This window comes from Dyadobacter sp. 32, from assembly GCF_902506755.1.
Lineage (GTDB): Bacteria > Bacteroidota > Bacteroidia > Cytophagales > Spirosomataceae > Dyadobacter.
The window spans coordinates 1386652-1411387 of record NZ_LR735258.1; the positions used below are offsets into that span (position 1 = coordinate 1386652).

At 45.0% G+C, this 24736-nt stretch carries 18 protein-coding genes and 1 pseudogene; 8 read left to right on the forward strand and 11 right to left on the reverse strand.

Going from position 1 to position 24736, the window contains the following annotated elements:
* The first annotated feature begins 205 nt into the window (after window positions 1-205).
* Entirely contained in the window at window positions 206-1219 is a 1014-nt protein-coding gene (locus DYADSP32_RS05505; RefSeq protein WP_149243655.1) for a galactose oxidase, read from the forward strand.
* A gap of 103 nt (window positions 1220-1322) precedes the next feature.
* Here the strand turns inward: DYADSP32_RS05505 and DYADSP32_RS05510 are convergent, their stop codons facing one another.
* The 3 genes from DYADSP32_RS05510 to DYADSP32_RS05520 form a co-directional block, all read right to left on the reverse strand.
* Window positions 1323-3503 carry a catalase gene (locus tag DYADSP32_RS05510; RefSeq protein WP_149243654.1) on the reverse strand — a complete coding sequence of 727 codons (2181 nt, stop codon included), beginning with the start codon at window positions 3501-3503 and terminating at the stop codon, window positions 1323-1325.
* An 18-nt stretch (window positions 3504-3521) separates the two neighbouring features.
* Window positions 3522-4073: a ferritin-like domain-containing protein gene (locus DYADSP32_RS05515; protein WP_149243653.1), complete on the reverse strand. Its 552-nt coding sequence runs from the start codon at window positions 4071-4073 to the stop codon at window positions 3522-3524.
* 447 nt (window positions 4074-4520) lie between these two features.
* Window positions 4521-6500, reverse strand: a complete 1980-nt coding sequence (locus DYADSP32_RS05520; RefSeq protein ID WP_149243652.1) for a sialate O-acetylesterase — start codon at window positions 6498-6500, stop codon at window positions 4521-4523.
* 319 nt (window positions 6501-6819) lie between these two features.
* On the opposite strand from DYADSP32_RS05520, the gene DYADSP32_RS05525 reads away from it, so the two are divergent.
* Entirely contained in the window at window positions 6820-7242 is a 423-nt protein-coding gene (locus DYADSP32_RS05525; protein WP_149243651.1) for an SRPBCC family protein, read from the forward strand.
* A gap of 91 nt (window positions 7243-7333) precedes the next feature.
* Here DYADSP32_RS05525 and DYADSP32_RS05530 read toward each other — a convergent pair whose 3' ends face one another.
* The gene (locus tag DYADSP32_RS05530; RefSeq protein ID WP_149243650.1) at window positions 7334-7933 is read right to left on the reverse strand and encodes a DUF1080 domain-containing protein; all 600 of its coding nucleotides are present in this window, start codon (window positions 7931-7933) and stop codon (window positions 7334-7336) included.
* Window positions 7934-8063: 130 nt separating this feature from the next.
* Window positions 8064-9029 carry a hypothetical protein gene (locus DYADSP32_RS05535; RefSeq protein ID WP_149243649.1) on the reverse strand — a complete coding sequence of 322 codons (966 nt, stop codon included), beginning with the start codon at window positions 9027-9029 and terminating at the stop codon, window positions 8064-8066.
* Between the two features lie 321 nt (window positions 9030-9350).
* Between DYADSP32_RS05535 and DYADSP32_RS05540 the strand changes: the two genes are divergently transcribed.
* The 4 genes from DYADSP32_RS05540 (at window position 9351) to DYADSP32_RS05555 (ending at window position 11632) form a co-directional block, all read left to right on the forward strand.
* Window positions 9351-9956 carry a hypothetical protein gene (locus DYADSP32_RS05540; protein ID WP_149243648.1) on the forward strand — a complete coding sequence of 202 codons (606 nt, stop codon included), beginning with the start codon at window positions 9351-9353 and terminating at the stop codon, window positions 9954-9956.
* 232 nt (window positions 9957-10188) lie between these two features.
* Window positions 10189-10407 (forward strand): hypothetical protein, encoded by a 219-nt coding sequence (locus DYADSP32_RS05545; protein ID WP_149243647.1) that lies wholly within the window; start codon window positions 10189-10191, stop codon window positions 10405-10407.
* Window positions 10404-10733: a type II toxin-antitoxin system RelE/ParE family toxin gene (locus DYADSP32_RS05550; RefSeq protein WP_149243646.1), complete on the forward strand. Its 330-nt coding sequence runs from the start codon at window positions 10404-10406 to the stop codon at window positions 10731-10733. Before DYADSP32_RS05545 ends, DYADSP32_RS05550 begins: the two co-directional genes overlap by 4 nt.
* Window positions 10734-11077: 344 nt before the next feature.
* The gene (locus tag DYADSP32_RS05555; protein WP_149243645.1) at window positions 11078-11632 is read left to right on the forward strand and encodes a hypothetical protein; all 555 of its coding nucleotides are present in this window, start codon (window positions 11078-11080) and stop codon (window positions 11630-11632) included.
* Between the two features lie 179 nt (window positions 11633-11811).
* Here the strand turns inward: DYADSP32_RS05555 and DYADSP32_RS05560 are convergent, their stop codons facing one another.
* The 4 genes from DYADSP32_RS05560 to DYADSP32_RS05575 all read right to left on the reverse strand — a co-directional run bounded on the left by DYADSP32_RS05560 (window position 11812) and on the right by DYADSP32_RS05575 (window position 16482).
* A complete protein-coding gene (locus DYADSP32_RS05560; protein WP_149243644.1) occupies window positions 11812-14049 on the reverse strand; it encodes a xanthine dehydrogenase family protein molybdopterin-binding subunit in 2238 nt (745 codons plus the stop codon).
* Window positions 14050-14130: 81 nt separating this feature from the next.
* The gene (locus DYADSP32_RS05565) at window positions 14131-15150 is read right to left on the reverse strand and encodes an FAD binding domain-containing protein (RefSeq protein WP_149243643.1); all 1020 of its coding nucleotides are present in this window, start codon (window positions 15148-15150) and stop codon (window positions 14131-14133) included.
* Window positions 15147-15665, reverse strand: coding sequence for a (2Fe-2S)-binding protein (locus tag DYADSP32_RS05570; RefSeq protein ID WP_414617540.1), 519 nt, complete (start codon window positions 15663-15665; stop codon window positions 15147-15149). The genes DYADSP32_RS05565 and DYADSP32_RS05570 overlap by 4 nt, the downstream gene beginning before the upstream one ends.
* Window positions 15666-16083: 418 nt before the next feature.
* Window positions 16084-16482: a YtxH domain-containing protein gene (locus DYADSP32_RS05575; RefSeq protein ID WP_149243642.1), complete on the reverse strand. Its 399-nt coding sequence runs from the start codon at window positions 16480-16482 to the stop codon at window positions 16084-16086.
* 302 nt (window positions 16483-16784) lie between these two features.
* Between DYADSP32_RS05575 and DYADSP32_RS05580 the strand changes: the two are divergent.
* Together DYADSP32_RS05580 and DYADSP32_RS05585 are read left to right on the forward strand one after the other, a co-directional pair.
* A pseudogene (locus DYADSP32_RS05580) lies at window positions 16785-17819 on the forward strand (IS481 family transposase); the annotation flags it as partial.
* 548 nt (window positions 17820-18367) lie between these two features.
* Window positions 18368-19135: a hypothetical protein gene (locus tag DYADSP32_RS05585; RefSeq protein ID WP_149243641.1), complete on the forward strand. Its 768-nt coding sequence runs from the start codon at window positions 18368-18370 to the stop codon at window positions 19133-19135.
* 664 nt (window positions 19136-19799) lie between these two features.
* On the opposite strand, the gene DYADSP32_RS05590 is transcribed toward DYADSP32_RS05585, so the two are convergent.
* Window positions 19800-21395 carry a SusD/RagB family nutrient-binding outer membrane lipoprotein gene (locus DYADSP32_RS05590; protein WP_149243640.1) on the reverse strand — a complete coding sequence of 532 codons (1596 nt, stop codon included), beginning with the start codon at window positions 21393-21395 and terminating at the stop codon, window positions 19800-19802.
* Window positions 21396-21444: 49 nt separating this feature from the next.
* On the reverse strand, window positions 21445-24702 hold the full coding sequence (locus tag DYADSP32_RS05595; protein ID WP_414617541.1) for a SusC/RagA family TonB-linked outer membrane protein: 3258 nt from the start codon (window positions 24700-24702) through the stop codon (window positions 21445-21447).
* Window positions 24703-24736: the final 34 nt, after the last annotated feature.

A 24736-nucleotide genomic window follows, 5' to 3' on the forward strand; every position in this document is an offset into this window, starting at 1 on the left:
AAAAAACATCGAAAAGCATAATTTTGAGGCACATTTTGTGATCTTTTTGATCTTTAACCCGGTGCAAATCTAAAAACAGAAGGGTTACGAAGAATGGCAATAATCCGGGATGATGACCGACAACGGGAAACGTCGACGAAAAGCAGTAAAATGACGATTAACAGGACTTTTTTTCCGAGATTGCTAATTCAAAAATCCCTCTTACGTGAAATTCTCATTCAGACTTATCCTTTTCCTGCTACTCCCGCAACTCTCATTTGCCCAAAAACCCGAATGGGTCAGGGAAACAGGAAATGCCGCATGGCAAGCCCGAGATTCCCAGGGAGAACTGGTGTATAAAAACAAACTCTGGATATTGGGAGGGTGGTTTAACTCAAAGGAAGCACCGCCGCGGGATGTGTGGAATTCCGCTGACGGAAAAGATTGGAAACTGGTCAATGGGAATGCGCCATGGATACACAGCGATCTGCCGATGTCCGTTACCTTCAAAAACAAAATGTGGATGATGGGTGGCTGGTACAACGGCCGCCTGGACGGCCACTCTGCGAGCAATGCGGTATGGTCTTCTACCGACGGAACAAACTGGAAATCTGAGACTGAAAGGGCTCCCTGGTCTGCAAGAGCCGCAGGGGCACTGGTGGAATTTAAAGGTCAGATGTGGCTGCTTGGGGGAACAGAAAACTACTACTTTGGTGATCAGAAAAGTCTCAAAAATGACGTCTGGTCGTCTTCTGACGGGAAAAACTGGAAACTGGCCACGTCGGCTGCACCCTGGCCGCCCCGTGCTTATCATCAGGCCGCGGTGCTTAACGGGCGCATATATGTATTCGGGGGTGGCAATTATGTCCCAGAGTACATGGCATTCAACGATGTGTGGAGCTCTGGGGATGGCATAAACTGGATCCAGGAAACAGCAGCTGCACCCTGGCACGAACGCATCTGGTTTTCGTCCGTAGTATACCGCAACCGGATCTGGATACTGGGAGGCTGGTCCAACAATCCCTACAAAAACTGGGCAGATGTATGGTATTCCGAAGATGGAAAAAACTGGCAGCCCTATGAAACACCCGGAAGCTGGCAGGGACGCCATGAGCCGTCGGCGTTTGTTTTTAAAGACAAACTATGGATCGCTGGAGGAATGGTTCCGCCGCTAACCAATGACATATGGTCATTACAAATCCCAAAGAAGTGGTTCAATACTAAACATTCCAGCAAGTGATCTACGACTACCAAAGGTGTTGCTCACGAAAACTTCCCAAAATACCATGAAAAGAGCCGCTCGGATGAATCGGGCGGCTCTTTCTGAATTTGTTAAAAGGATCTTATGCGGGGATCTTTCTCGGTTTTTCACGTTCCCAGAAACGGTGCTGGGCAATAGCCAGTATAAATTTATCGGCCAGTGCCTCAGGATCGTCGTTAATTACAATACCTTCCTTTAAAACCGTCTGATCCGTAAAATCAGCCGGGAGTTTGTTGCTAAAATAAGTAGCCTCGATCACCTGCATCGCGCTGGCATCCGCCGCAATCGCTTTGCAATGCTTGAAAGCTTCATTGAGAAAATGAATGGCATCCGCTTCACTTTCCACAGTGGCTACACTATTGGTACCACCCGGGACGTAAACTGCATCATAAAGCACCGACGCGGCGGTCAGATAACTGTGGTGAACGGGAATTTGCAAATCATTTCCTGACACAATAAAGTTCAATCGCGGGGCAATTATTTCCACTACTGCACCTGCACTTTCGAGAGCGTCCCTCACAATCGACAGGGACTTCTCATCCACGCCATCAGCGGTGAGGAAAGCAATTTTACGGGTTTGAATGCCCTCTTTAATTGTTCCAGCCATACTCAGGGCATCCGAAGCAGTTAACGAGCCCTCAAAAATATACGAATCAAAATCAGCGGGGTCTCCATCTGCCGGAATGCTTCGGTTTACTGGCAATTCAGGATCCTGAGGTACTGGTATTCGCAGCGCAAAGGCTACAGCAGCTGCCAGACTTTTGTCGATCATAGAAAGAATCCCGAGCATTCTTTCACGTACCTCCACCGCATTAACCTTACCCAATTCAAAGCTAAGCGCATCAATCAAATGATTTTTTTCGGGATCAGACTGGCTGTTAAAGAACAATCTCGCCTGACTGAAATGATCAAAAAAGCTTTTGCTCCTGGCTCTTACTTTTCGGGCATCCACTCTTTCGGGATACGAAGTAAACCCACCTTCCGAGGCCTTCGCCTGTGCCGGATAACCATTCCCTAGTGCATTGGGCCCGTAGCTGACCTTACCCCGGTTGATCGTTTGCCTCATGAAGCCATCACGCTGATTATTATGCACAGGTACTACGGGCCTGTTGATGGGTATCTCATGGAAATTAGGGCCACCCAGACGGATCAACTGTGTATCCGTGTAAGAAAACAATCTGCCCTGAAGCAAAGGATCGTTGGTGAAATCGATACCGGGCACCACATGCCCCACATGAAACGCAGACTGCTCCGTTTCGGCAAAGAAATTATCCGGGTTCCGGTTCAGGGTTAGTTTCCCAATCCTTTGAACCGGTACCAGCTCTTCCGGGATAAGTTTGGTTGGATCCAGCAGATCGAACTCAAATTTGAATTCATCCTCTTCGGGAACGACCTGTACACCCAGCTCCCATTCGGGAAAACTGCCACTTTCAATAGCGTCCCATAGGTCGCGACGGTGGAAATCAGGATCCTTACCTGAGATATTTTGCGCTTCATCCCAGGCAACGGCATGCACGCCCAACAAGGGTTTCCAGTGGAATTTAACAAAGCTGGATACCCCTTCAGCATTCACAAACCTGAAAGTATGCACACCAAATCCTTCCATCATCCGGTAGCTTCTGGGCAGAGCTCTGTCGCTCATGACCCACATGATCATATGCGCAGCTTCGGGCATCACTGAAATAAAATCCCAGAAAGTATCATGAGCAGATGCCGCCTGGGGCATCTCATTGTCGGGCTCCGGTTTCACTGCATGCACCAGATCCGGAAATTTTATAGCGTCCTGGATAAAGAAAACCGGCATGTTGTTGCCTACCAAATCAAAATTACCTTCCTGGGTATAAAATTTTACCGCAAAGCCACGAACATCACGGGCAAGGTCGGTAGAGCCCCGTGAGCCTGCCACCGTAGAGAATCGCACGAATACCGGCGTTTCTGCGGATGGGTCGGATAGGAAATTGGCTTTGGTAAGCGACGCCATGGACTCATATACCTTAAAGACGCCATGTGCTCCGGATCCACGGGCATGTACAATTCTTTCGGGAATCCGTTCGTGATCGAAATGCGTAATTTTTTCCCTTAAAATAAAGTCTTCCAGCAAGGTTGCACCGCGCTCACCGGCCTTCAGTGAATTCTGATCATCGTTGATCCGAAGGCCATGATTGGTGGTGAGCAGCTGACCGGAATCGTCCGTAGTATGCTGCGCCAGGCTCCTGGTTTTATCGTTTTCTTCTTTATTGGACTGCTCCTTATCTTTCTCCATGGGATATTCGATTTAAATTCATGCTTCTTCCGAAGCTTTGTAGTTAACTCCATTTTCAGCAACCTCTGTAAGCAACTGGTCGGCCATTTTCTCCTCTTCCAGTGTTCTTAACAAAATCTCCGCAACGTCTTCCAGATTCAGTGTTGTTGCCAGCTGCGCGAGACCTCCGTAAGTAGCAATTTCATAATGGTCTACTTTTTGAGATGCCAGAATAATCCCTACATCACGGGTGGCCGTGCCTTCGTCGGTACTTTCCACAATCCCTTCCGCCTCTTTGGAGAGACCCTCCATGGCATCACATTTTTTTGCAATGGCATCCAGTCCCAAAAGGTCAAAAATGGACTCCAGCCTGCTTGCGTGTTCGATTGTCTCTTCCAGGTGATCCTGGATCGTCTGACTCAATTTTTCAGAAGTGGCGGCACTAATCATCTTTGGAAGTGCCTTAATGAGATGATTTTCTGCCCAATAAATATCACGCAGCCCATCTACAAATAACTCCATAAGGGCTGGTTCTGCACCGGCGGAAGTTTTGGTTTTAAATTTCGGCTCAGAGCCTGAATCGTTCTTCATAAGGTTAATGGTTATGTTGAAAAATTGGGGATATACAAAACCCGTTCCAGCGAAAAAAAAAATTTTGTGGGATAACCCAATGCAGCCAAAAGCCGCCAGAAAATGAAGATAGGATTGGGTGAGCTACTTTCAAATATTCACAAAACAACTACAAGAATAGTAACCCATTGGATAGCAGAACATAAAGATCTACGGCGTGATGAATGGCATAGGTGGAGTGAGTAATAAAGAAGAAAGGCCCTCAACGCATTCTGGCGTTGAGGGCCCTTTATATTGGAATAGACTTCCCTGCCCAGGGAATAAAAATAAAATCAACAGAATTTACCCTTATACACTGCTAAGCGCACAACCCAAGGATCGGTCTGAGGCGAATGGAAACAACTATGAAGTCCGTCTCAAAAAAATGTACTTCAATGTTTTAATTAAAAGGAAGCGCAGAAAGCTAATCTATTTAAAAAGCACACCTTCGGTCACCCCTTTCCATGTATCCGTGCGAAATGGAGTGGCCGGCAATCCTTCCCCATTGAAAAGGTTTGCTTCTATGTTATCGTCGCTCCATCCATAACGCAGGGCCACCGGACTGGCCACCTGATCGCTCCAGACCACGATTTTGCTTCCTTCTATTCTCGCCTGTGCCCAAAAAAACCTGCGGTCCTGCCCCGCTACTTCGAATCCTTTGACATAACCATATTTATCCGAGGATTTAAGGCCACCCATGGCATGTTTAAAACTGACTGTAAATTTATTTCCGTCTAGCTGCATGGACTCAAATACAGGTCCGCTGTGTACAATATCCTGCACATAGACCTGTTTCAGTGCGTTTAAAGCCAGCCTGTGCCCGACGTCCTGTTTATTTTTGGGGTGTATGTCGGCGGTTTCACCAATGTCGTGAATCACAGCCATACCCGTGTTGGCAACGCTGGAAAGCGTTAGGGATTGCGCTTCCCGTAACTCCGCCCAGGTACTACCCTTTTCACTATTGCCCTGGTTGGCACTCCAGCTGGCAAGCTGAACAAACAAAAAGGGAAAATCCTCGCCCCATCGCTTACGCCAGTCATTGATCATCAGTGGAAACGATTTCCGATATTGATAAGCTCTTGACGCATTGGACTCTCCCTGGTACCAGATGGTTCCCCGCATGGCAAAAGGAATCAGAGGTGCAATCATTGCATTGTACAGTATGGTGCTGGTGACGTTTGCACCAGACGGCTCCTTGTTTTCCAGAGAGGACTCCACACGATACTTCCAGCTACCAGCTAGGGGCATTTCATAATCATCACGCGTAAGTTTCATCTGTTCAGGTTTGCCCGAAAACCCGCCTATACCCCCAAGATCCCGGATCTGCACGGCGATCACATTTTTTCCCGCTTTCAGAATCTCAGCGGGTATAATATAATTTCTTCCCTGAGGTACCTTTTTCATTGATTCACCAACTTTTACTCCATTGACATACGTCACATCTACATCATCAATGGGTCCGAGCATCAGGATCATACTCTGGTTAGCCCAGGATTCGGGAAGGTTGATTTCTTTTCTGAGCCAAACCGCCCCGTCAAGTCCCGGGAGGTATTTCAGATCAAAATATCCTGGCATTTCCATGCTTTTCCACGACGCATCATCCAGCGACAGTGACGGCCAGGTTTTGAGCGTTTCCGCATCTGGAAAACTTCCCTGTTCCATAATTATCTTCTCGTCCAGCTGTTTTTTCCGCAACACCGCCAAGGCCTCAAGTGACTCAGGCATGCCAGCAACATGTGCTTTAAATTCATCAAAACTATTCATAGCATCCCGACTGATCCACGATTCAACCTGTGTTCCTCCCCAGGAAGCATTGACCAGGCCAATGGGCACATGCAGTTTTTCGTACAAGTCTCTGGCAAAAAAATAAGCCACCGCCGAAAAATCACCAACCGTTTCTGGTGTGGTAAGTTGCCATTCGCCACCGGTAACGTCCTCTTTGGGAATCAGGCTTCGGTCGTGAGGTACTTTAAAATGCCTGATCTGAGGAAAATTCGCTTTGCTCTTCTCTTCGGCTGCATGGTTGGATCGGTTCACCAGCATCTCCATGTTGGATTGTCCGGAACAAATCCACACTTCCCCAAAAAGTACATCTTCCAGGACAATACTGTTCTTTTTGCCTGACACGCTAACCTGATAGGGCCCACCCGCAGGCACCGGATCCAGCTTTATCATCCATTGCCCTTCCTTTCCCGCCTTAATTGTCTTCGTCTGCAGCACCCCTGCTCCATTACGCAGGGTCAGGGTCACTTTTTCGCCAGCACCGCCCCACCCCCAAACAGGAACCTGTTTTTTCTGCTGGAGAATCATGTGTGAGCCAAAGATCCTGGGGAGTTTTACATCCGCATTGGCCAGGCTGCTGATAAAAAGCAGCAAAATGAATAGTCTTTTAGGTATAGGGAAAGTCATATTATTGAAGATTGTTTTGATGCGTATTAAACTATTTTAAGAAGGCAGCCGGTCTAATAAATATAATCACTGCCCAATGCTTCTTTCTTATAGAAATGTTGCACGGAAAAACTCCCGATCTACCCCTAATTCAAGCAGTAGATATGAGAAGTATTTGATCCGCTATGAATCCGGATGTCATTGAAGGAGGATAATTTTTTTGTATTGAAACAGGTAATTTCAAAAAATACTAATTTAGGGCTGTCAACACATTCAAATCAGGCCACGCGTCCAGCCAAGCCAATAAAAGAATTTCATCACCCATTTAAAATAAAACAAAATGGAAAATCAGCCTGTGAAAATCACAGTAGAAACCACCGTCCAGGCTCCTATTGCCAAGGTCTGGAAAACCTGGAATACCCCTGCCGACGTGATGCAGTGGAACCATGCATCGGATACGTGGCATACGCCAAGCGCAACTTGTGACCTGAGAGAAGGTGGTAGCTTCGTGTACACCATGGCGGCCAAAGATGGTAGCTTCTCTTTTGATTTCGCCGGTATTTACGAAACGGTAATTACCAACGAACTCATCCAATACTCCATGGCAGACGGACGAAATGTTCAGGTAAAATTTGAAGCCAATGGCAGCGAAACACAAATTACAGAAACATTTGATGCCGAAACTCAAAATTCTGTGGAGTTACAACAGAATGGCTGGCAGGCAATACTGAACAATTTCAAGGCCTATTGCGAAGGTAACTGATCTGAAAAACACCAATCATACAGAGGGAAGATGACTTCCCTCTACGTAATCAATCCGTAGCCAGTCGTGCTACACAGGTTACAAATACAGACTAATCGAGCTTTTTGTAATACAGGTTTTTCGCCTCAAAGGTCATTCCGGCATTGTGGCACTGCAATGCAAAGTGCCCTTCTTTGTACTCCTCGTCACTATGGGTCATTACCAGCTGATCCTTTACCCAGATTCTGATCGTATTTCCGATCGCCTGAACCCGCATCGGGAACCACTCACCATCCTTGGTCAGCAACGCACTTGCCTTGCCAGTGGGTGTACCCGGTTTCCACAACCAGCCGGTAAATGCGTCCTGGCTGTTACAGATTTGTGCTTCATAACCGAGCGGAAAACCATCCGGGTTATCGGCCGGGGCATTGGCACGAATATATAGTCCACCGTTGGCGTTTTTACCCTGGCTGCTTATCCTGAACTCCCCTTTTATTTCCAGATCACGTAAAACAGGATCTGCATAGAGATGTCCTCTGCCATCGGTTCCGGTGATCACTCCATCCTTTACTTCCCATATTGCTTTTCCACTGGTTTTCCACCCGGCAAGGTCTTTCCCGTTGAAAAGCGGTTTCCATCTGGGTTTAGCACTAAAAGAACCCAGCCCGACCAGCAGGCAGATGTAAAGTACAAAGTGAAGCGTTGTTTTCATTGTCCTAATAAATATTGATAAATTCCACCCTCTTTATACCTCAAAAACAGGTATTCAGACTACTTCATCCAGAAAGGAGCGCTAAACGAGCTGAACACCGGCACGCAATCTCCCAATTTGGGCGAACTGTCTATTTCACAAGTCCTCTCAGAACCTTTTCCTCAAAAAACTGTTTAGAAATTTCGCTTGCCAGATGTAGAAGGCTATCCATTGTAGGGTAATCACTTCCCAGGATATCATAGGCCTTCGTTGTGTCTGAGCTTTCTTTCACAACACCGGTTTCCAACAGTGCCTCCTGGACCGCCGTAATCTTCAATCCTTCATCCTTGATATCGCCCAGGCTCGCGATCATCCAGCTTAGGGCAAGAAAATGATTTTTTTCGAGCAACAAGAAATAGGTTTGTTTTGGATCTTCGGGAAGTTTATTGAACGGAGATCCCACTACAGCATCCGTGAGATATTTTCCCAGATGTTCGTCGACCGGCAGCGCCTCTTCCAATTTAACTGCACCTTGTAATGCATGGGCATAAATGCTGAGCCACCTTAATTTTCGACGCAGCTCATGCACATCATCTTCGATGTTGTCAAAATCATAAGTCGTCTCTTTTATAAACTCCTCTATCTTCAGGACCTGCTTTTTATAAAAGGCCCGCAAAGCCTCTGTTTCGACCTCTTCATCAAGCCAATCTACATCTCCAAGTTTACCCCTGACTTTTTTCAGGCGCTTACCCGAAAACCATTTACTTTCCGTCAGAAGATCAGATAATGCCGCACTTTTTTCTTTTATCTTCGAATCGAAGTAATGTTTGACAGAATCCGGAATATGCTGATTGAGCGCAAATTCCTTCTGAAAGGCCACAAAATAATCCAGTCCCCCCAGGGCATCTTCCACCTCTTTAAAGTAATTCTGCAGTTTGGTAAAAATCACCTCATTGTGCAGTTTGGCATAAAGTTTCGCCAGGCCTTCCAGCATAAACATGGGCGTGCGCAGGTCGTTGGATAGTAACCACAAAGCTGGATTTTTCACCTCTCTGGCCTTTGTCAATAAATTTTCCACCTTTTGAAGATGTATCTCAAATCGTGCTTTTCCTTTCATTTCTTAGGAATTAATGTCAAAAAACAATTTCTATCAGGTACATAAAAGTTGTAATATAAATAAAAACAGCATGCAAATGGAGGTTACTGCCGGGAACTGGGGACCTTTTCAAAACGATAAACGGATAAAACGCTTCAATGGTACCAGTCGATTGGTTACCTGATATAGCCCACCTGTAACATTCCAATTTTTTGTCTGTGAAACAAAAAATTCAGGATGGGACAAAATTGACAGATTTTGCCCCCAGAACGACAGTCATTCCTTCCATGACCATATAGTTTTGTGACAAGCAAATCTCCCAAAACAAAACAAAAAAATGTCATGAAAACTTCCCAAAAACTTCGCTTATCTACTTACGCTATCTGCTTACTAAACCGTTTGTCTGGCTCCCTTGGCACGGTTAGCACTGGCTTACACTTATCCGCTTGCATGCTCCTATTGTGTCTATCAATGATTCACGGTGTGGACGCTCAGGATCTTGCCAGACAGGAAACCAGAGGCAAAGAACCCTACTTCGAGGCCCCTTTGACCCCGACAGCACTGGACTATCGTTTTGCGCAAAGATTTCCCGCTGCCAGCGAAGTGTACTGGACCCATCGCGACAGCGTGAGCCTGGTTCGTTTCTCTCAGGATGGCCTGGCGTGCGGTGCAGTTTTCAACAAGGCAAACGAACTTCAATCCAGCCTGACGCATTACTCCGCCAGTCGGATTCCCAAAGAAATACGTGGCCGTGTTTACCGGATGTATCCCCGGTACGTCATCACCACGGGTACTGAATTTGTAGCCCGTGGCTTAGCCAAATTCCGGGCTGTGCTCGAAAGCAACACCCGCTTTGTGATCGTTACAGTGACAGAGGAAGGCATCAGAGAGGTGCAAAAACTCAGAAAAAACCATACAAAGCCCCAGGCACAGGTGGCAGTAAAGTAGGCACATACTGATAAAGTCACGGCCCTTGCTACATCAGAATTGGAAAGGCGTGCGACCCGATGGACAATGGGATGCCGCCTTTCCTCTTTTTAACTACATTGCAAAGACAGCTCCCTATCCATGCTTAAAGCAGTGGTCAACACAGCCGCCTTTCTGCCCGGCACGTTTAGCTTTGCATTATTTAGGATAGCTCACAGGGATTTTTTATTTTTGAATCAAAATCACTAAGATCATGGCCACACTCACATTGGAAATAAAGGACGAAAAGCTGAAGTTTTTCAAAGATCTCATTCAAAACTTTTCGTTTGTTAAAGTTCAGGAAACAGAGTCCGATGGTGACTCGGATGAGCAAATTATAGAAAACATCAGGCAAGGTGTAAAAGAAATGCGTCTGGTGGAGCAAGGAAAGATGAGAAGTCGGCCTGCTAAGGAGTTTCTGAAAGAACTATGAGTTATCGGGTTGAGACGATCGTTCATTTTGAAAAAGAGGCCAAAAGACTAAAAAAGAAATATCGTTCTCTAAATAGAGAGATATCAGACTTAATTGATGAGCTGGAACAAAACCCGTTTTTGGGAACCTATCTAAAAAACGGATTTCACAAAATCAGGCTTTCAATCAAGTCAAAGGGTAAGGGCAAAAGCGGAGGCGCAAGAGTGATCACTTGCATCAAGGTGGTTGCTGAAACAGTTTATCTGGTTTCCATCTACGATAAATCGGAGCAGTCAGATATTGCAGACCATGTGCTCGATCAACTCCTTGAAGAAATCCCTGAATAGCTGTTGTCGCTTTTCAATGCGCCTAAAAAGCCGTGGATAATATAAGTCAACAAACATGGCATAGCGGGAGTTTTGACTCATTTCAACACCCGAAACATATATCATCTTTCTTCAATTCGATTTTACAAACAGTCCTTTATGCCTCATCAGGCCCGGACTGGCGAGAACGTTCAATACCACCAATTCCATCTGGTTCCACCAGCTTTCGCAAAAGCTTAAATCCTTTAATAGAAAACTTTTACCTCAAAACTTTGCAACATCGTTGCACATGCTATACATTTGCAACACTATTGCATAAGTATAGCAAGTCGTGCTAAAAGATCATTCCTATAAAAGTAACATTCATGAAATTGAACAGAAAATTAGCCTACACCCTCTTAATCGGTATGGCTGCACTTTTTACGCAATGTAAAGACTCTGGTGAAAACCTTACTCCAGATGATGAAAACGAACTGATTACCTCTGTGATCCTTAATTTTAAGGAAACCGGGTCGGGTGCCATGTCCACTTTTACCTTCCGGGATCCTGACGGCGACGGGGGCAATGCTGCCACCAAATTTGATACCATTTCGTTGAAAGCCAATACCGCCTACACACTGACCGTTGAATTTCTGGATGAGAGCAAATCACCAGTGGTGGATATTACGAAAGATATTGAGGAGGAGAAAGAAGATCACTTACTGATCTTTACAGCCTCCCCTGCTTCCCTGCTGACCTACTCGTATGGAGACAAGGACAAAAACAATTTTCCTATTGGATTGCTGGGAACAGCGACAGCCGGAGCCGCGGGTCTTGGGAAACTCAAAGTTCAGCTGCGCCACCAACCCGGCACCAAAAACGGCACTGCAGCCCCGGGAAGTGATGATGTCCAGCTCGATTTCAATCTGAAAGTAAAATAAAGGGTTCCTACCTTCTGCGCAGACTCGTATTCAAAACCGGTTGTTCAGCGGACTATTCAACCTTACTGTCTTGTTAGGCTGAACATCCGCTGACATCGAATACAGTGAAAACAAGACCCTTTGAAACTTTAAGCCGGTTTCTCGGAATGTGATTTTTTCCTGAGCGGTATATTACACCATCACAACAAGCTATCAAAATGAATTGGAAACTGGTTAATCCTTTTTCCCGTGGCGTGGAATATAGCATTGGCGATAGCGGGTGGCATGGCCACCAAACCAATCTCTCCCACCCCTTTGGCCCCCAGTTCATTTATGATCGTATCCTTTTCTTCAACAAAAATCACATCCATTTCATGAATATCCGCGTGGACCGGAATATGGTATTCACTAAGATTCTGATTCATGTATTTTCCCAATCCGTGATCCACAATTGTTTCTTCTCTCAATGCCTTACTGATACTCCAGACCATTCCGCCCAAAATCTGGCTCCGGGCAGTTTTAGGATTGATAATCCTGCCGGCAGCTACCGCGGTCAATGATCTGGTTACATTGATCACGCCCAGTTCCTGATCTATTTCTACCTCCACAAAAGCTGCACAGTGTGCGGCACGTGAATACTTTTTCAATTTAAAAACATTGGGCACGGCCAAATTGGTAGTTTTGATCACCTTCCCCTTATTCGCTGCAATTATCTCCGTAAAAGAGATGGAAACGGCTGGATCGTCCCTGAGAACAACCTTGCCATTGTCAAATACAACGTCATCTATAGACACTGCTTTGAATGCAGAGTTGTCCATGGATGCTGCCTTCCTGAGCAGTTTTTTACGCAGTGCCTTGCCTGCCGCTTTAATGGCGGAGCCTACCGTGGATGTCGTAAACGAACCTCCCTGAATAGGCGCGAAAGGCTTCTTGCTATCACCATAGGAAAACACGACGTCCTCCAGGGACAACCCAAGTTCATCGGCCGCTATCTGGGCCATAATCGTCATCGTGCCCGTACCGATATCCGTTACCGCACTGTTGACATGCAACTTACCCTCCATAGTCATAATAAGTTCGGCCCGGGCAGGCAGCTGGTTTGCCTCCCATATCCCGGTAGCCATGCCGTAACCCACCAATTTATTTCCCCGACGCATGCTTCCAGGTTGTGGCGTGCGATTGGCCCAGCCAAATTTCTCGGCACCCTGGAGAAAGCACTGCCGCAATTCTTTACTGCTATATGGTCTATCTAAACTCTCATCCCTTTCACTGTAATTGATCAACCGGAGCTGGAGCGGGTCCATGTTCAGTTTATAAGCCAGTTCATCCATGGTACTTTCAATGGCGTGCAAACCCGTGCTGCCGCCAGGTGCGCGCATATCCAACGGACTGTAAACATCCAGATTTACGAGACTGTATTCCATCAGTGTATTAGGCGCCGGATAAAGCATGTGTGCCCAGTTAACAACAACCTCTGTGTAATCCTCAAACCGGGAAGTTTCGGCGATCGCTGAATGGTTCATGGCTGTAAGTTTACCATTTTCATCCGCACCGAAACGGGTATTTTGGATGGTCGGCGGCCTGTGCCCGAATGTGAACATCTGACTCCGATCCAGCGTCACCCGCACGGAACGTTTGAGGGCCAGTGCGGCCATCACAGACATAAACAACTGGTACTGGGGTCGTAAGCCGGAACCAAAAGCACCTCCCACATAGGGTGATATGACCCGAACGTCCTTGTAGCTCAGTCCAAAAACATTCCCTACATACAACTGACTGTTTACCGTTCCTTGCGTCTTGTCATAAATGGTCAGTTTACCATCACCTTCATAAATGGTGGTGGTAGCAAACAATTCCATTGGATTGTGATGTTCAGTTCCATGAGTATATGCAGCCTCCACCTGAGCGAAAGACCCGGCAAAGGCAGTTTCAAAATCACCTGTTGGCTTCGGCGGCGGTGGCTTGAGCATCGTAGCCATTCCAAAGGCAGGTGTGTGGGCATCTACCAGGTTATGTTCCAGATTGGTTGTAAAACTTTCGAGCTCATAACTTATTTCCACAATCGATGCAGCATATCGGGCAAGCTCAAACGTCTCGGCCACGACCAGCCCTATGGGCTGCCCGTTGTATTTTATTTCACCATCATACAGCGGCCTGAAAGGGGCTCCTGGCGGGGCGTCCATGTCGGCATACATTTGATTGAACCAGGCCAGCGAAGGCCTGTTTTCATGCGTAAACACCTCAATGACTCCGGGTACAGCTTTTGCTTTTTCTGTACTGATGGTTGTTATTTTCCCTTTCGTAATGGCGCTATTGAATACATACCCGTACAAAAGCCCGGAAACATGGTAATCGCCGGCGTATTTGGCGGCTCCCGTTACTTTTAAATCCCCCTCCAGACGACTTACTGGCTGTCCTATTGCTGGTATTACTGACATGGTTAGAGTGCTATGCATCATTCCCGTTAAGACCGACACTGTGGTATATTATCCATTTTAAAAAAAAAATCGACCCGGGCGTTAATGGGAAGGCTGTGCTCCTGGCAACTGGGTATCCGGGTGAAGTGCCATCATACTGTTTCTGATGATGGCGCGTTTTGCCAGTTCAATTTTAAAGCTGTTGTATGGATATCCTTTCGCACCTGCCAGAATGATATCTGCCGCCCTGGCAAAATTCTCCCTGCTTGGCTCTTTTCCCTCAAGAAACATCTCTCCCTCTTTGGAGCGCCACGGAATATGAGCCACACCGCCCAGAGCAATCCTGGCTTCCTTTATAACTCCCTGGTCCAGCTCCAGACCTGTTGCCACAGATACCAGTGCAAACGCATAAGAGTTGCGATCCCTAAGTTTCAGATAGGAATGGTGATCAGCAAACCCTTTAAGAGGCAGATCCAGGCTGGTAATAAGCTCACCCTTCTTGAGATTATTATCGAGATGCGGCGTATCGCCCGGCAGACGGTGAAAATCTGTAAAAGCCAGACTACGATCCCCGTCAGGTCCCGAAATGTTTACGGTCGCATCCAGTGCCGCCAGCGCAACACACATGTCTGACGGAAAAACAGCGATACAATGTTCGCTGGTACCCAATATGGCCATTATCCGGTTGTAGCCCCCGATAGCTGAGCACCCCGAACCCGGTTCACGCTTGTTACAGGGTGTGTTTGCATCGTAAAAATAATAACACCTGGTACGCTGAAGAAGATTGCCTCCATTGGTAGCCATATTCCTGATCTGTGCCGAAGCACCTGCCAGTATCGCCCGGGATAATAAAGGATACCATTCCTCAATGATGGGATGGTAGGCGGTATTGGCATTGGTCATAAAGGCACCCAGCCGGATCCCATCTTCTCCTCTTAACTCAACGGCCTGGTGTCCTTCGATATGATTTACATCAATCAGCGCGCCGGACCTTGTTAAGTTATACTTCATCAGGTCGATGAGATTGGTACCACCAGCCAGATATTTTGCATCCGGTTTGTTTTGTATTTGACCGACTGCCTCATCTACGGTATTTGCCTTGGAATAGGTGAAATGGTTCATATCTCCGCGGTGTTTTTTACTTCCATGATGGCATCTACAATATTGCTGTTGGCTCCACAACGGCAAAGATTTCCGCTCATCAGATCCTTAACCTCCGCCCTGGTACGCGCTTTACCTTCCAAAAACATGCCTATGGCGCTACATATCTGGCCTGGCGTGCAGTATCCGCACTGGAAAGCATCGTGTTCGATAAACGCCTTTTGAAGCGGGTGCAACTGCCCCTCCGCGGCGATACCCTCAATCGTGATAATCTCGGAATCTTCTTTCATCACCGCCAGCGTAAGACAGCTCAGAATACGCTCTCCATCACAAATAACAGTGCATGCTCCGCATTGTCCATGATCGCAGCCCTTCTTGGTACCCGTCAAACCGGCGTATTCCCTGATGGCATCCAGCAGACTAACCCAGGTACTTAATTGTAACTGAACAAAATTTCCGTTAATCTTAAATGTTACTTCCTGCTGCGTAAACGGATCCTCATCCGACATCCCATTTGCTGTGTGGTATAATGACATAAGTGTTAATGGTTTGGTAGCAAAGTTGTTTCCGATTTGATAAGAAACGTGCCAAAGCCAATTGGGGAGAAAATGAAATACTGTTCATTTTACATGCTTGCAGAACTTGCCTGAACAACCAGTATATGGCCATTGCTAACCGACGTGTAGAAACCTGTTTACCAAGAAAATACTCCTGATTCTCTAGTGAGAAACCCCTCACCGTTCATGGACATCATTCAACTCTTCTTAAACCGTTGAGCCAAAATACTGCATGCTGATTATTTGAAAATCACACGCAGTATTTCGACTCAATACGGTTACTTCAAAGCCTTTGAATGCGTGTGGTCCGCATTTTATTAGAAAGTCAGGATATATAACAAGCCTGCGGATGATCGGTCAAGAATCAGATACCCATTCAAAATTCTTCAATCAATATTTATCCATTCTGAGAGAAACCTTGACCAAAATCATCATTTCTTCTTTGGTATTTATCTACCGTTGTTTTGGTATCATCCGCGAGAAGATCTGCCTGGTTTTTGGCCCTATCCGCGTATTCATCTACCGTTCCCTTTGCCTGATCTCCGAGAGAATCCATTTTGTCCTTCACAGAATGTACTGCTTGGGAACCTGTTTCTTTGGCATGGTCCCACTGATCCTTTAATTTACCCTTTTGCTGATCGGCAAGATCTTTCAGTTCCTGACGAGTTTGTTCACCAGACTTCGGGGCGTACAATAATGCCAAGCAAGCACCCAATGCAGCACCCAGTAATAGGCCCGTAGCAAATCCTGCACCACCCGACTCCTGATCTTCGTAATTTCTGTCTGTCGCTTTCATATTTGGTTATTTTAGTTTGTGGAGAGCAGACTAAAAACGTGCCAAACAGTGAAAAATCTTTCAATTGTTGAATGAAAAATCCTGGGTGATAAGTATAAAAGCGCCCGGGTTGGTGGTTTTTGCAAAGCGACATTTAATGCAAAATGTAACATCTGATCACATAATTGTTAACTACAGATACCGAAATTAGTATGGAATGGCTGTATCATGACTTTGCAGATCAGAAAGAATCATTTTAAGTGTAATAGTTGAGACTTAATCTGACAGTTAGTAAATTTACTAACCATAAAATCAGTTAAGTTATGACGACAACGCAAAAGTTAATTCAACCCAAACTTGGCTTGTTAAAATTAGCCGAAAAGTTGGGAAATGTATCCGATGCCTGTAAAGTAATGGGCTATTCGAGAGATTCCTTTTATCGCTTTCAAAAACTGTATGATGAAGGTGGAGAATTGGCGTTGAAAGAAATAAGCAGAAGTAAACCGCTGTTAAAGAACAGGATCGAAAAGCAGATTGAGGATGTGGTAGTAGCCTACGCCATTGAATCGCCAGCGTTCGGGCAACAACGTGCATCTAATGAATTAAGGAAAAGAGGAATTTCAGTTGCACCTTCAACCATTCGCTGTGTCTGGGTTCGCCATGATCTGGAAACGTTTCAAAAGCGTTTAAAAGCACTTGATGCAAAGGTCGCCCAGGAGGGAATAATTCTGACCGATATACAAGTCGCAGCACTGGAACGTAAAAAGGAAGAAGAGCAAAGCAGAGGTGAAATAGAAACTCATCATCCAGGTTATCTGGGCGCTCAGGATACTTATTATGTCGGATATATAAAAGGTGTTGGTAAGATTTATCAGCAAACATTTATTGACACATACAGCCGCGTAGCTTTTACGCAGGTTTATGATCGCAAAAATGCATTGGTTGCTGCTGATATGCTCAACGATAAAGTTTTGCCATTTTATCAGGACCAACAAGTTGATTTACTACGTATACTGACGGATCGAGGCACAGAGTATTGCGGTGCGAAGGAACAGCATGAATACCAGCTTTATTTAAATATCGAGGATATTGATCACACTCGAACAAAGGCTAAGAGCCCACAAACGAATGGGATTTGCGAGCGTTTTCATCGCACCATGCAGGAAGAATTTTATGCTATTGCATTCCGAAAAAAAATCTACAATAGCTTAGAATCTCTGCAACTTGATATGGATAAATGGATGGAGTATTACAATTCAGAAAGAGCACATAGCGGTAGATATTGTTATGGGAAAACACCAATGCAGACCTTTTCAGAAAGTAAGGCAATCGCAAAAAGTAAAAATGTGAATGAGCTTTTTGATAAAAGTAATAACTTTATAATGTCAGAGAAAGCGGAAACGAGCTCTGCTGGAGAGCAACTCGCCAGGAATACTCTGACCGACGAAAATGATAAAGGGGCTGTTAGTTTTCCAGCCCCTTCTTCCCAAAATCATTTTTTGAGCAATCCCTAAAAAAACTCAACTGTCAGATCTAGTGTTAGTTATTACATGTAATTGTAGGAAATCAAATATTTATTCCTGATCCTACTTCTAATGATATTGTTACTAATGTGTCAAACACTGGATCTCCCCTGATTGCATGGCCACATGCAACCCATAAAGTCACAGGGAGAACAAGTGGAACAATTGGGCAATTAGTAGGGATAAATTCAACCGCTGGGACAGCTCTTCTGCAGGTAACCACTGGAACGGGGTTTGTCGTTGGCGAGACCGTAACGCAATCCAAAACAGGGGCAACCTTTGTAATAAACAGTTTTGTGACTAATTCGGGATATGCATTAAACCTTACAGGAAATGCGGGCTTTAATACGGTTACAGGAAACCGACTATCGGGAGGAACCGCCGTGGTTAATTCTGAAAGTCCAGGTAATATATTCTCAAGTAACACCATTGCAGGTGTGCGAGACGGATTATACTTGTCCTCAAGTGCTCAGATTACAGATAATTTTATTTCACTTTTCGCCGGTTCTGGTTCGCATAAAGCAGTAAAAAGAACTGGTACAAATCCATTATTATTCAGTAATAACGTTTATCCCGGTTCCACTCTGGACAATATACCACCTCCGGCATTAAGTGACATAACCACTACGAAAAGGGATGCCCTCACCACTGGGCAAAAATACCCAGGATTAATACTGAATAATACCACGACAAACAAAGCAAATTATTTTAACGGTTCTGAATGGGTCGAGTTCAATACTGAACGCGTAATAACTGATTTCAATAAAATAACTGGCAATGTTTCAATTGCAAGTGTTGGACATTCACCTTTAAATGGACCCATTGGGGGGCAGTATGGCAACGGTTGGCAGGTTAGCACCAGTAAAGACCCAAAACATATAAATCAGCTTATTTTCGATTTAACTGGTACTTTGCACACCAGAACGAAATATGAAGGTGTATGGGGATCGTGGTATAAGGTCTGGACAGGCAAAGAATTTTCAGTTATAGCCGCCCAAGTAAACAGCGCGGCCACTACTTCAACAGTGGCGGCGGGGCCCAATCCAACAAAGGCGGAATTTGACGCATTAAGTGCCGATTACCTGGCAGTAAAAACCACACTTGATGCACTGCTTACTAAAATGCGTACATCTAAAATATTGACCCCTTAAAAATTTATGGACAGCATAACAGAATTTTTTCAAGTAAGAAAAACAGAAAATTCCTATTTTCATGCCAACTCTAAAAGTGACAAATAGAGTGACAAATACGAAAAATGCCGCCTCAATTGCGTGAAACGGCATTTTGCAGAGAGGAAGAGATTCGAACCTATTTATAAGTCTCTCTGAATGAATAAATTAAAAAGTATATTTTAGCCTGATCTCGAATTGCTCACCTTTAATTTAGAGCACCAAATATTAGCTCAAATTTACGCTTTTCCTTCTTGAAGTCAAGCATAAAATCGCATTTTGTAGTTCAATCAAAATTTTGTGAGAGGGGGGCAGATGCTACAAGCCGAGGTGTGCGCATCACTTGAGACTTTGCACGTACGGATTAGCCACCCAGGCAAGTACATATTTTCAGTTCGCAACCGAGCTTCTAGATTTGCGATTGTAATTTAACACACGGAAAGCAATTTCAAAAAGGGACTCAAAGAGCATGGAAATGTTCAAATATCACTATCGATGTTTTCCACGGCCGCTCATTATTCTAATCAATAATCCAAATCCTTGTCAGAATTAAACAATACCAGAACGTTATAAAAACTGGCAAGGGCCATCTTAATCAGAATTAAGACAAGCTCCTTACCAGTAACTTTGAACCTTATTTAAGATATTACTTTGACAACCAAATCAGGTCGTTAATGTCATCCTTGCCTGCAAACTGGCTTTGGATAGCCGCTTTGTAATTTGTCTCATTCGTAGTGCGTTCAGAAAAAGGGTATTGCCATCTAACAGCTATTCTACCTGAATTTCCTGTTCCTACACCCGTCATGAATTTTGGGAATCCAGTCCTTCGGTAGTTGAAATAGGCTTCCATACCTGAGTTCATAAAAAACGCCAGATACTTCTGAGTCAATATTTGTTCCAATCCCGCTGCATCATTCCCTGCGTATTTAACGAGCGCTTGTGCATAATATTCGTCAAAACTGAAGTTGACAGTGTATGTAGCAAAATCACTGGCGGCGCGTCCACCCGTCTTCGAATAAGTCATTGTTAACGCACCGGTTTTTACCCCATAAAACTCCTGCGACGCCTTTATACCCTTTTTATACCAGTCCTCAGCGCTGCCGGTTGCCCAGCCTCTGTTAATTCCTTCGGCGATATTAAAACACAGTTCAGGGTAAGCAATAATAAATGCATTTTCACCCGTGTAGTTTGAGTAGTATCTCGATCTGCTCTGAAAGGAATATTCTCCGGGAGCGAAACCAGCGCCATTGTCTTTACCAGCTTTATTTGACATGTCCGACAAATCTTCGCCAGAGCTTGCCGCAATGAATGCTGAAAAATCGGATGGGAGTTTACCTGCTTTGAGTTGTGCACCTGCCGGCTCTGCAGTAACCATTACTCGTGGATCTTTGCGTGCTGTGAGCAAACCGACGTAGGTCTGAGCCATATTCTGGCGGGTCGCATCAAAGCCAAAATTATCCGGATTTGATGGATACTTATTGAAGTTATTAAATTTGAATTCAAGATTATCAGCCATACCTTCCATCAGCGGGTACTTCGTAGGATTCGCGAGCATTTCAGCAAACTGCGCTTTCACATTAAGCCCTGCTTCTGATTCTTTTTTGCTCAGACGGATCAAAATCCTCATCCTGAAACTGTTCACCGTCTTTTGCCACTTTTTTAAATCCTGCCCAAAATAAAAATCCCCTGACACCTGGCTATTTCCTTTCGCGATGAGTGCAGTCATCTCGCTATTGGATTCATCGAGCCATTTCAGGATCTGAATGTAGATGTCTTTCTGCGAGTCATATTTCGGAGCGACGTTTTCTATACCTTTCAATGCATCTGCCATAGGTAGATCGCCTGCCCTCACCGACATCTGGTCAAAAAAGAAAGAGCGAAAAAACTTTCCGAGAGATGAATAAACGTTGACAGCGTCAAGCCCGGAACGTATGGCTTCTTCCTCCATTTTCACAACGTTCTTCAAGGTAACGTAATGATTCTGAAACTCGGACCATTGGTATTCATTGTTACCGTAGTAATTGTAGTTGATCGCATAAAACTGGTTCCAACGCATGGAAGAGCTGAAAGGCACTCCGATCGTGCTGTACATATCGTACTCTATACCTTGAAGTACAAGTGACGGCGGAGCTGTAACGGCTCGGTTAGGATCTTTCTCAAGTTCCTCAAAACTTTTTTCGCAGCTTGTCAGCGTTAACGCAACGACCGCAAAAATTCCGAATATTATATTATTGATTTTCATCGTATTCAATTTGAGTTTTAAACTAATGGCTGATTTTACTGATCGGTGATTAAAAAGTAAGATTCACATTAATTCCATAACGGCGAACAGATGGCGTCTGCAATCCTGAACTGCCATCTGACACGTATTGATTAAGGTCAATGTCTTTCTTTTCAGCGAAATACAGAAGGTTACGACCAACCAAGGATACAGACGCTCCACGAATAAAACCACTCCTTTCTAACAATGCTGCTGGAAACTTGTAGCCGATAACCACTTCTCTCAACATGCCAAAAGAGCGGCTCATCAGGTTACCCTCATCAGAATTGTAGTAGCGGCTTACCCAATCCTGTACGGTCTGTGCAGTAGTATTTCGCTTAAATGTCAATAACGAAAGGTTGGTAATATTTCCATCAGCATCAAAATTGAGAGCCGTACCATCGCTCACCTGAACACCCACACCAACATAGGTTTTGTTCTCCTTATTGACCTTAAATGCCTCATAATCGGTAGCACGTGATGCACCTAATGCGCCTTCGATCAACTCGATATGACGTCCGCCACGGAATGTTTGTTTCTGGATATAATTAGAAATCACACCGCCGATACGTCCATCAAACTGGAAGCTGAAATTAAAATCCCGGTACGAGAATTTGTTATTGATACCGAATACAAACTTTGAGTTGGCATAACCGAGGAACTGATTCACCGGACTGTAAATAGGACGACCAGATGCGTCATTGATAATTTGACCATCGTTGGTTTTTGCGAAAGCGCGACCGTAGTATTTATCCATTCTGTCACCCACTTTGAAGAACGTATTCAATTTGTCCTGACCCGGATAAATCTCCGTAAGAATTTCTTTGTAAGTCGAGTAATTGGCAACAATATCCCAGTTCAATCCTTTTTCACTGCGGATCGGTGAACCTGTTAACGATGCCTCCCATCCCTTTTTCCTTGTCTTAATTCCGTTTACCAGTGCTGCTCCATATCCAGTCGTTGTTGAAATAGGCAGCGAAAAAATACGCGGTCCTTCGTTGGAAACGAAATAGGTAACGTCAAGCCCCAACCGGTTCTCCATCACACGTACATCCAGTCCAACTTCGGTCTGAGATGTACTGCTTGGTTTGATACTTGGATTGTTTAGTGTATTGGTAAAATATGCGGCCGGGGTATTGTTGTATGCGAATGGAGTGGAATACACAGCTGCATTCTGATAGGTTGGACCGTCGTATGGAGAGCTATACTGATCGCCATAACCAAGGAAGTAACTTGTCGCCGGAGTAGCTCCTATTGTCGATTGGGTCAGGCCATCCTTCACGTTGGCATAGGAACCTCTTAATTTCAGAAACGAAATAACCTCAGGTAGCCTCATATAGTCGGAAGGCACTGTGGACCCCGCAACCGATGGATAAAAGAACGTATTATTCCCCGACGGAAGCGTTGACAGCTTGTCCATTCTACCCGTCGTGGAGATTGTAAAATACTCCTTGAATGTGAAATCCGCTGAATAGTAAGCCGATGCAACACGCATCGCGGATGTGAAATTGGATGATTTTACAGGATTTGCAGAGTTGTTAAAATTATACAGACCCGGAACATTCAGGTAGTCCGTTGATGCAAAGGATGAATTATAGTCGAAGCTGCGGATGTTACCACCACCCCAAATTTTTGCGTTCAAACCCGGGACAATGTCCTTGTCAAACTTTAAAAGTATATCGGTGTTGTTCTCAAAAAGATTACGTCTGTCTTCACGGTAATCCCCTCTCCTTTCGTCGCGTCCGTATGAGCCTGCCGAGTACGGCATTTTTTCATTACGGAATAAATTCCAGGTTGTAACCTGTGTACGAAGGCTCGCTTCAAAAAAATCTGTGAATTGATAATTCATCGCAGCCTGTCCAATGATATCCGTTTTTTGGTGGCTTCTGAGCCATTCATAGCTCATGAAATACGGATTGTTGTAGCGTTGGTACTCAGCATAGATCTGCTGTGTTCCCTCTTTTCCAGGTTGCCAGTAATTGCGCATCTGATCAACGTCCCAGTCTGCCCCTGCCCATAATACGATGTTGTAAATGATCGAGTTAGGACCATAATTTACATCAGGAATATTCGGGGTGTACTGCTTGTTATATTGAAGCGAAGAAGTGAATTTTAGTTTTTTGGAGAAATTATAATCTGCCACCACATTGAAATTGGTAATGTTCAATTTCGTATTAGGCACAATTCCCTTCTGGTGAATGTGTGACGTCGAGAAGCGCACATTATACTTTTCGCCGCTTGCCGAAATAGATACGTTGTTTGTGGAAAGAATACCAGGCTGAAGAAATCTTTTCAGATTGTCAGTTCCACGGGCGATCCATGGTGTACCAGACCTCACTCCTGTCACTGGGTCAACAGGGCTATCATATTGTGGAATCAACTGCCCTTCAAATTTCGGGCCCCAACCTCCATCGTAATCACCGTCATTCAATCCTCCACCCTTTCCGTCACCAAAGGCATATCGGCCGTGATCACCAGGGCCATACAGGTCCTGTACTTTGGGTATCGCAAAAAAGCCGTTGTCCATCATGGTTGATGAATTGAAGTCTACGGAGAATCCACGTTTATCTTTTGAACCACGCTTGGTTGTAATCAAGATCGCTCCATTCTTACCTCGAAAACCGTAAAGCGCCGATGCAGAGGCGCCTTTCAAAACAGAGTAGGTATCGATGTCGTCGGGACTCACGTTCCAGGTATCCGAATTTACTGGAACACCATCTACGACAAAAAGCACATCTGTGTTACCTCTGAGCATGAGGTTAGGCTTCCTCAGAAGCTCCTGCTGTACGCCTACCGTCAAGCCTGCTACTTTGCCGACCAATGCGTTGATTGCATTCGGCTCACGGGCTTTTACCGTCGAGGCACCATCGACTGTTTGAATCGCCACACCAATCCGTCGCACATCCTTTTTTATACCAAGCGCGGTCACTACCACTTCGTTTAATTGACGAAGATCGGTGCTTAACACAACATCGATAACGGTCCTGCCATCCACCTTTACCTCCTGTGAACCGAATCCAAGAAAGGAAAAAATAAGTTCGCTCGATTTTTCAGCAACTTCAATTTTATATTTCCCATTACCATCTGTAATCGTACCGTTGGTACTTCCTTTTACTATAATACTAACACCTGGTATCGGCTGATTATCGTCTTTTGCTGTCACCTGTCCAGTGATACCGATTTGAGCAAAAGCCATATTGGAAATAAAAACGCACATAAGCAACAGGCCGGAATGTACCTTTTTCAGCAAGATCATCCGCCATTCATTTAAGTAAAGTCGTTTAGCCATAAGAATGAAAATTTTTGTTAGGTTTTAAACACTT

Coding starts and splice junctions, on each gene's coding strand:
- DYADSP32_RS05510 (WP_149243654.1), bottom strand. CDS start 3,503: ATGGAGAAAGATAAGGAGCAGTCCAATAAAGAAGAAAACGATAAAACC.
- DYADSP32_RS05515 (WP_149243653.1), bottom strand. CDS start 4,073: ATGAAGAACGATTCAGGCTCTGAGCCGAAATTTAAAACCAAAACTTCC.
- DYADSP32_RS05520 (WP_149243652.1), bottom strand. CDS start 6,500: ATGACTTTCCCTATACCTAAAAGACTATTCATTTTGCTGCTTTTTATC.
- DYADSP32_RS05525 (WP_149243651.1), top strand. CDS start 6,820: ATGGAAAATCAGCCTGTGAAAATCACAGTAGAAACCACCGTCCAGGCT.
- DYADSP32_RS05530 (WP_149243650.1), bottom strand. CDS start 7,933: ATGAAAACAACGCTTCACTTTGTACTTTACATCTGCCTGCTGGTCGGG.
- DYADSP32_RS05535 (WP_149243649.1), bottom strand. CDS start 9,029: ATGAAAGGAAAAGCACGATTTGAGATACATCTTCAAAAGGTGGAAAAT.
- DYADSP32_RS05540 (WP_149243648.1), top strand. CDS start 9,351: ATGAAAACTTCCCAAAAACTTCGCTTATCTACTTACGCTATCTGCTTA.
- DYADSP32_RS05545 (WP_149243647.1), top strand. CDS start 10,189: ATGGCCACACTCACATTGGAAATAAAGGACGAAAAGCTGAAGTTTTTC.
- DYADSP32_RS05550 (WP_149243646.1), top strand. CDS start 10,404: ATGAGTTATCGGGTTGAGACGATCGTTCATTTTGAAAAAGAGGCCAAA.
- DYADSP32_RS05555 (WP_149243645.1), top strand. CDS start 11,078: ATGAAATTGAACAGAAAATTAGCCTACACCCTCTTAATCGGTATGGCT.
- DYADSP32_RS05560 (WP_149243644.1), bottom strand. CDS start 14,049: ATGTCAGTAATACCAGCAATAGGACAGCCAGTAAGTCGTCTGGAGGGG.
- DYADSP32_RS05565 (WP_149243643.1), bottom strand. CDS start 15,150: ATGAACCATTTCACCTATTCCAAGGCAAATACCGTAGATGAGGCAGTC.
- DYADSP32_RS05570 (WP_414617540.1), bottom strand. CDS start 15,665: ATGTCATTATACCACACAGCAAATGGGATGTCGGATGAGGATCCGTTT.
- DYADSP32_RS05575 (WP_149243642.1), bottom strand. CDS start 16,482: ATGAAAGCGACAGACAGAAATTACGAAGATCAGGAGTCGGGTGGTGCA.
- DYADSP32_RS05590 (WP_149243640.1), bottom strand. CDS start 21,395: ATGAAAATCAATAATATAATATTCGGAATTTTTGCGGTCGTTGCGTTA.
- DYADSP32_RS05595 (WP_414617541.1), bottom strand. CDS start 24,702: ATGGCTAAACGACTTTACTTAAATGAATGGCGGATGATCTTGCTGAAA.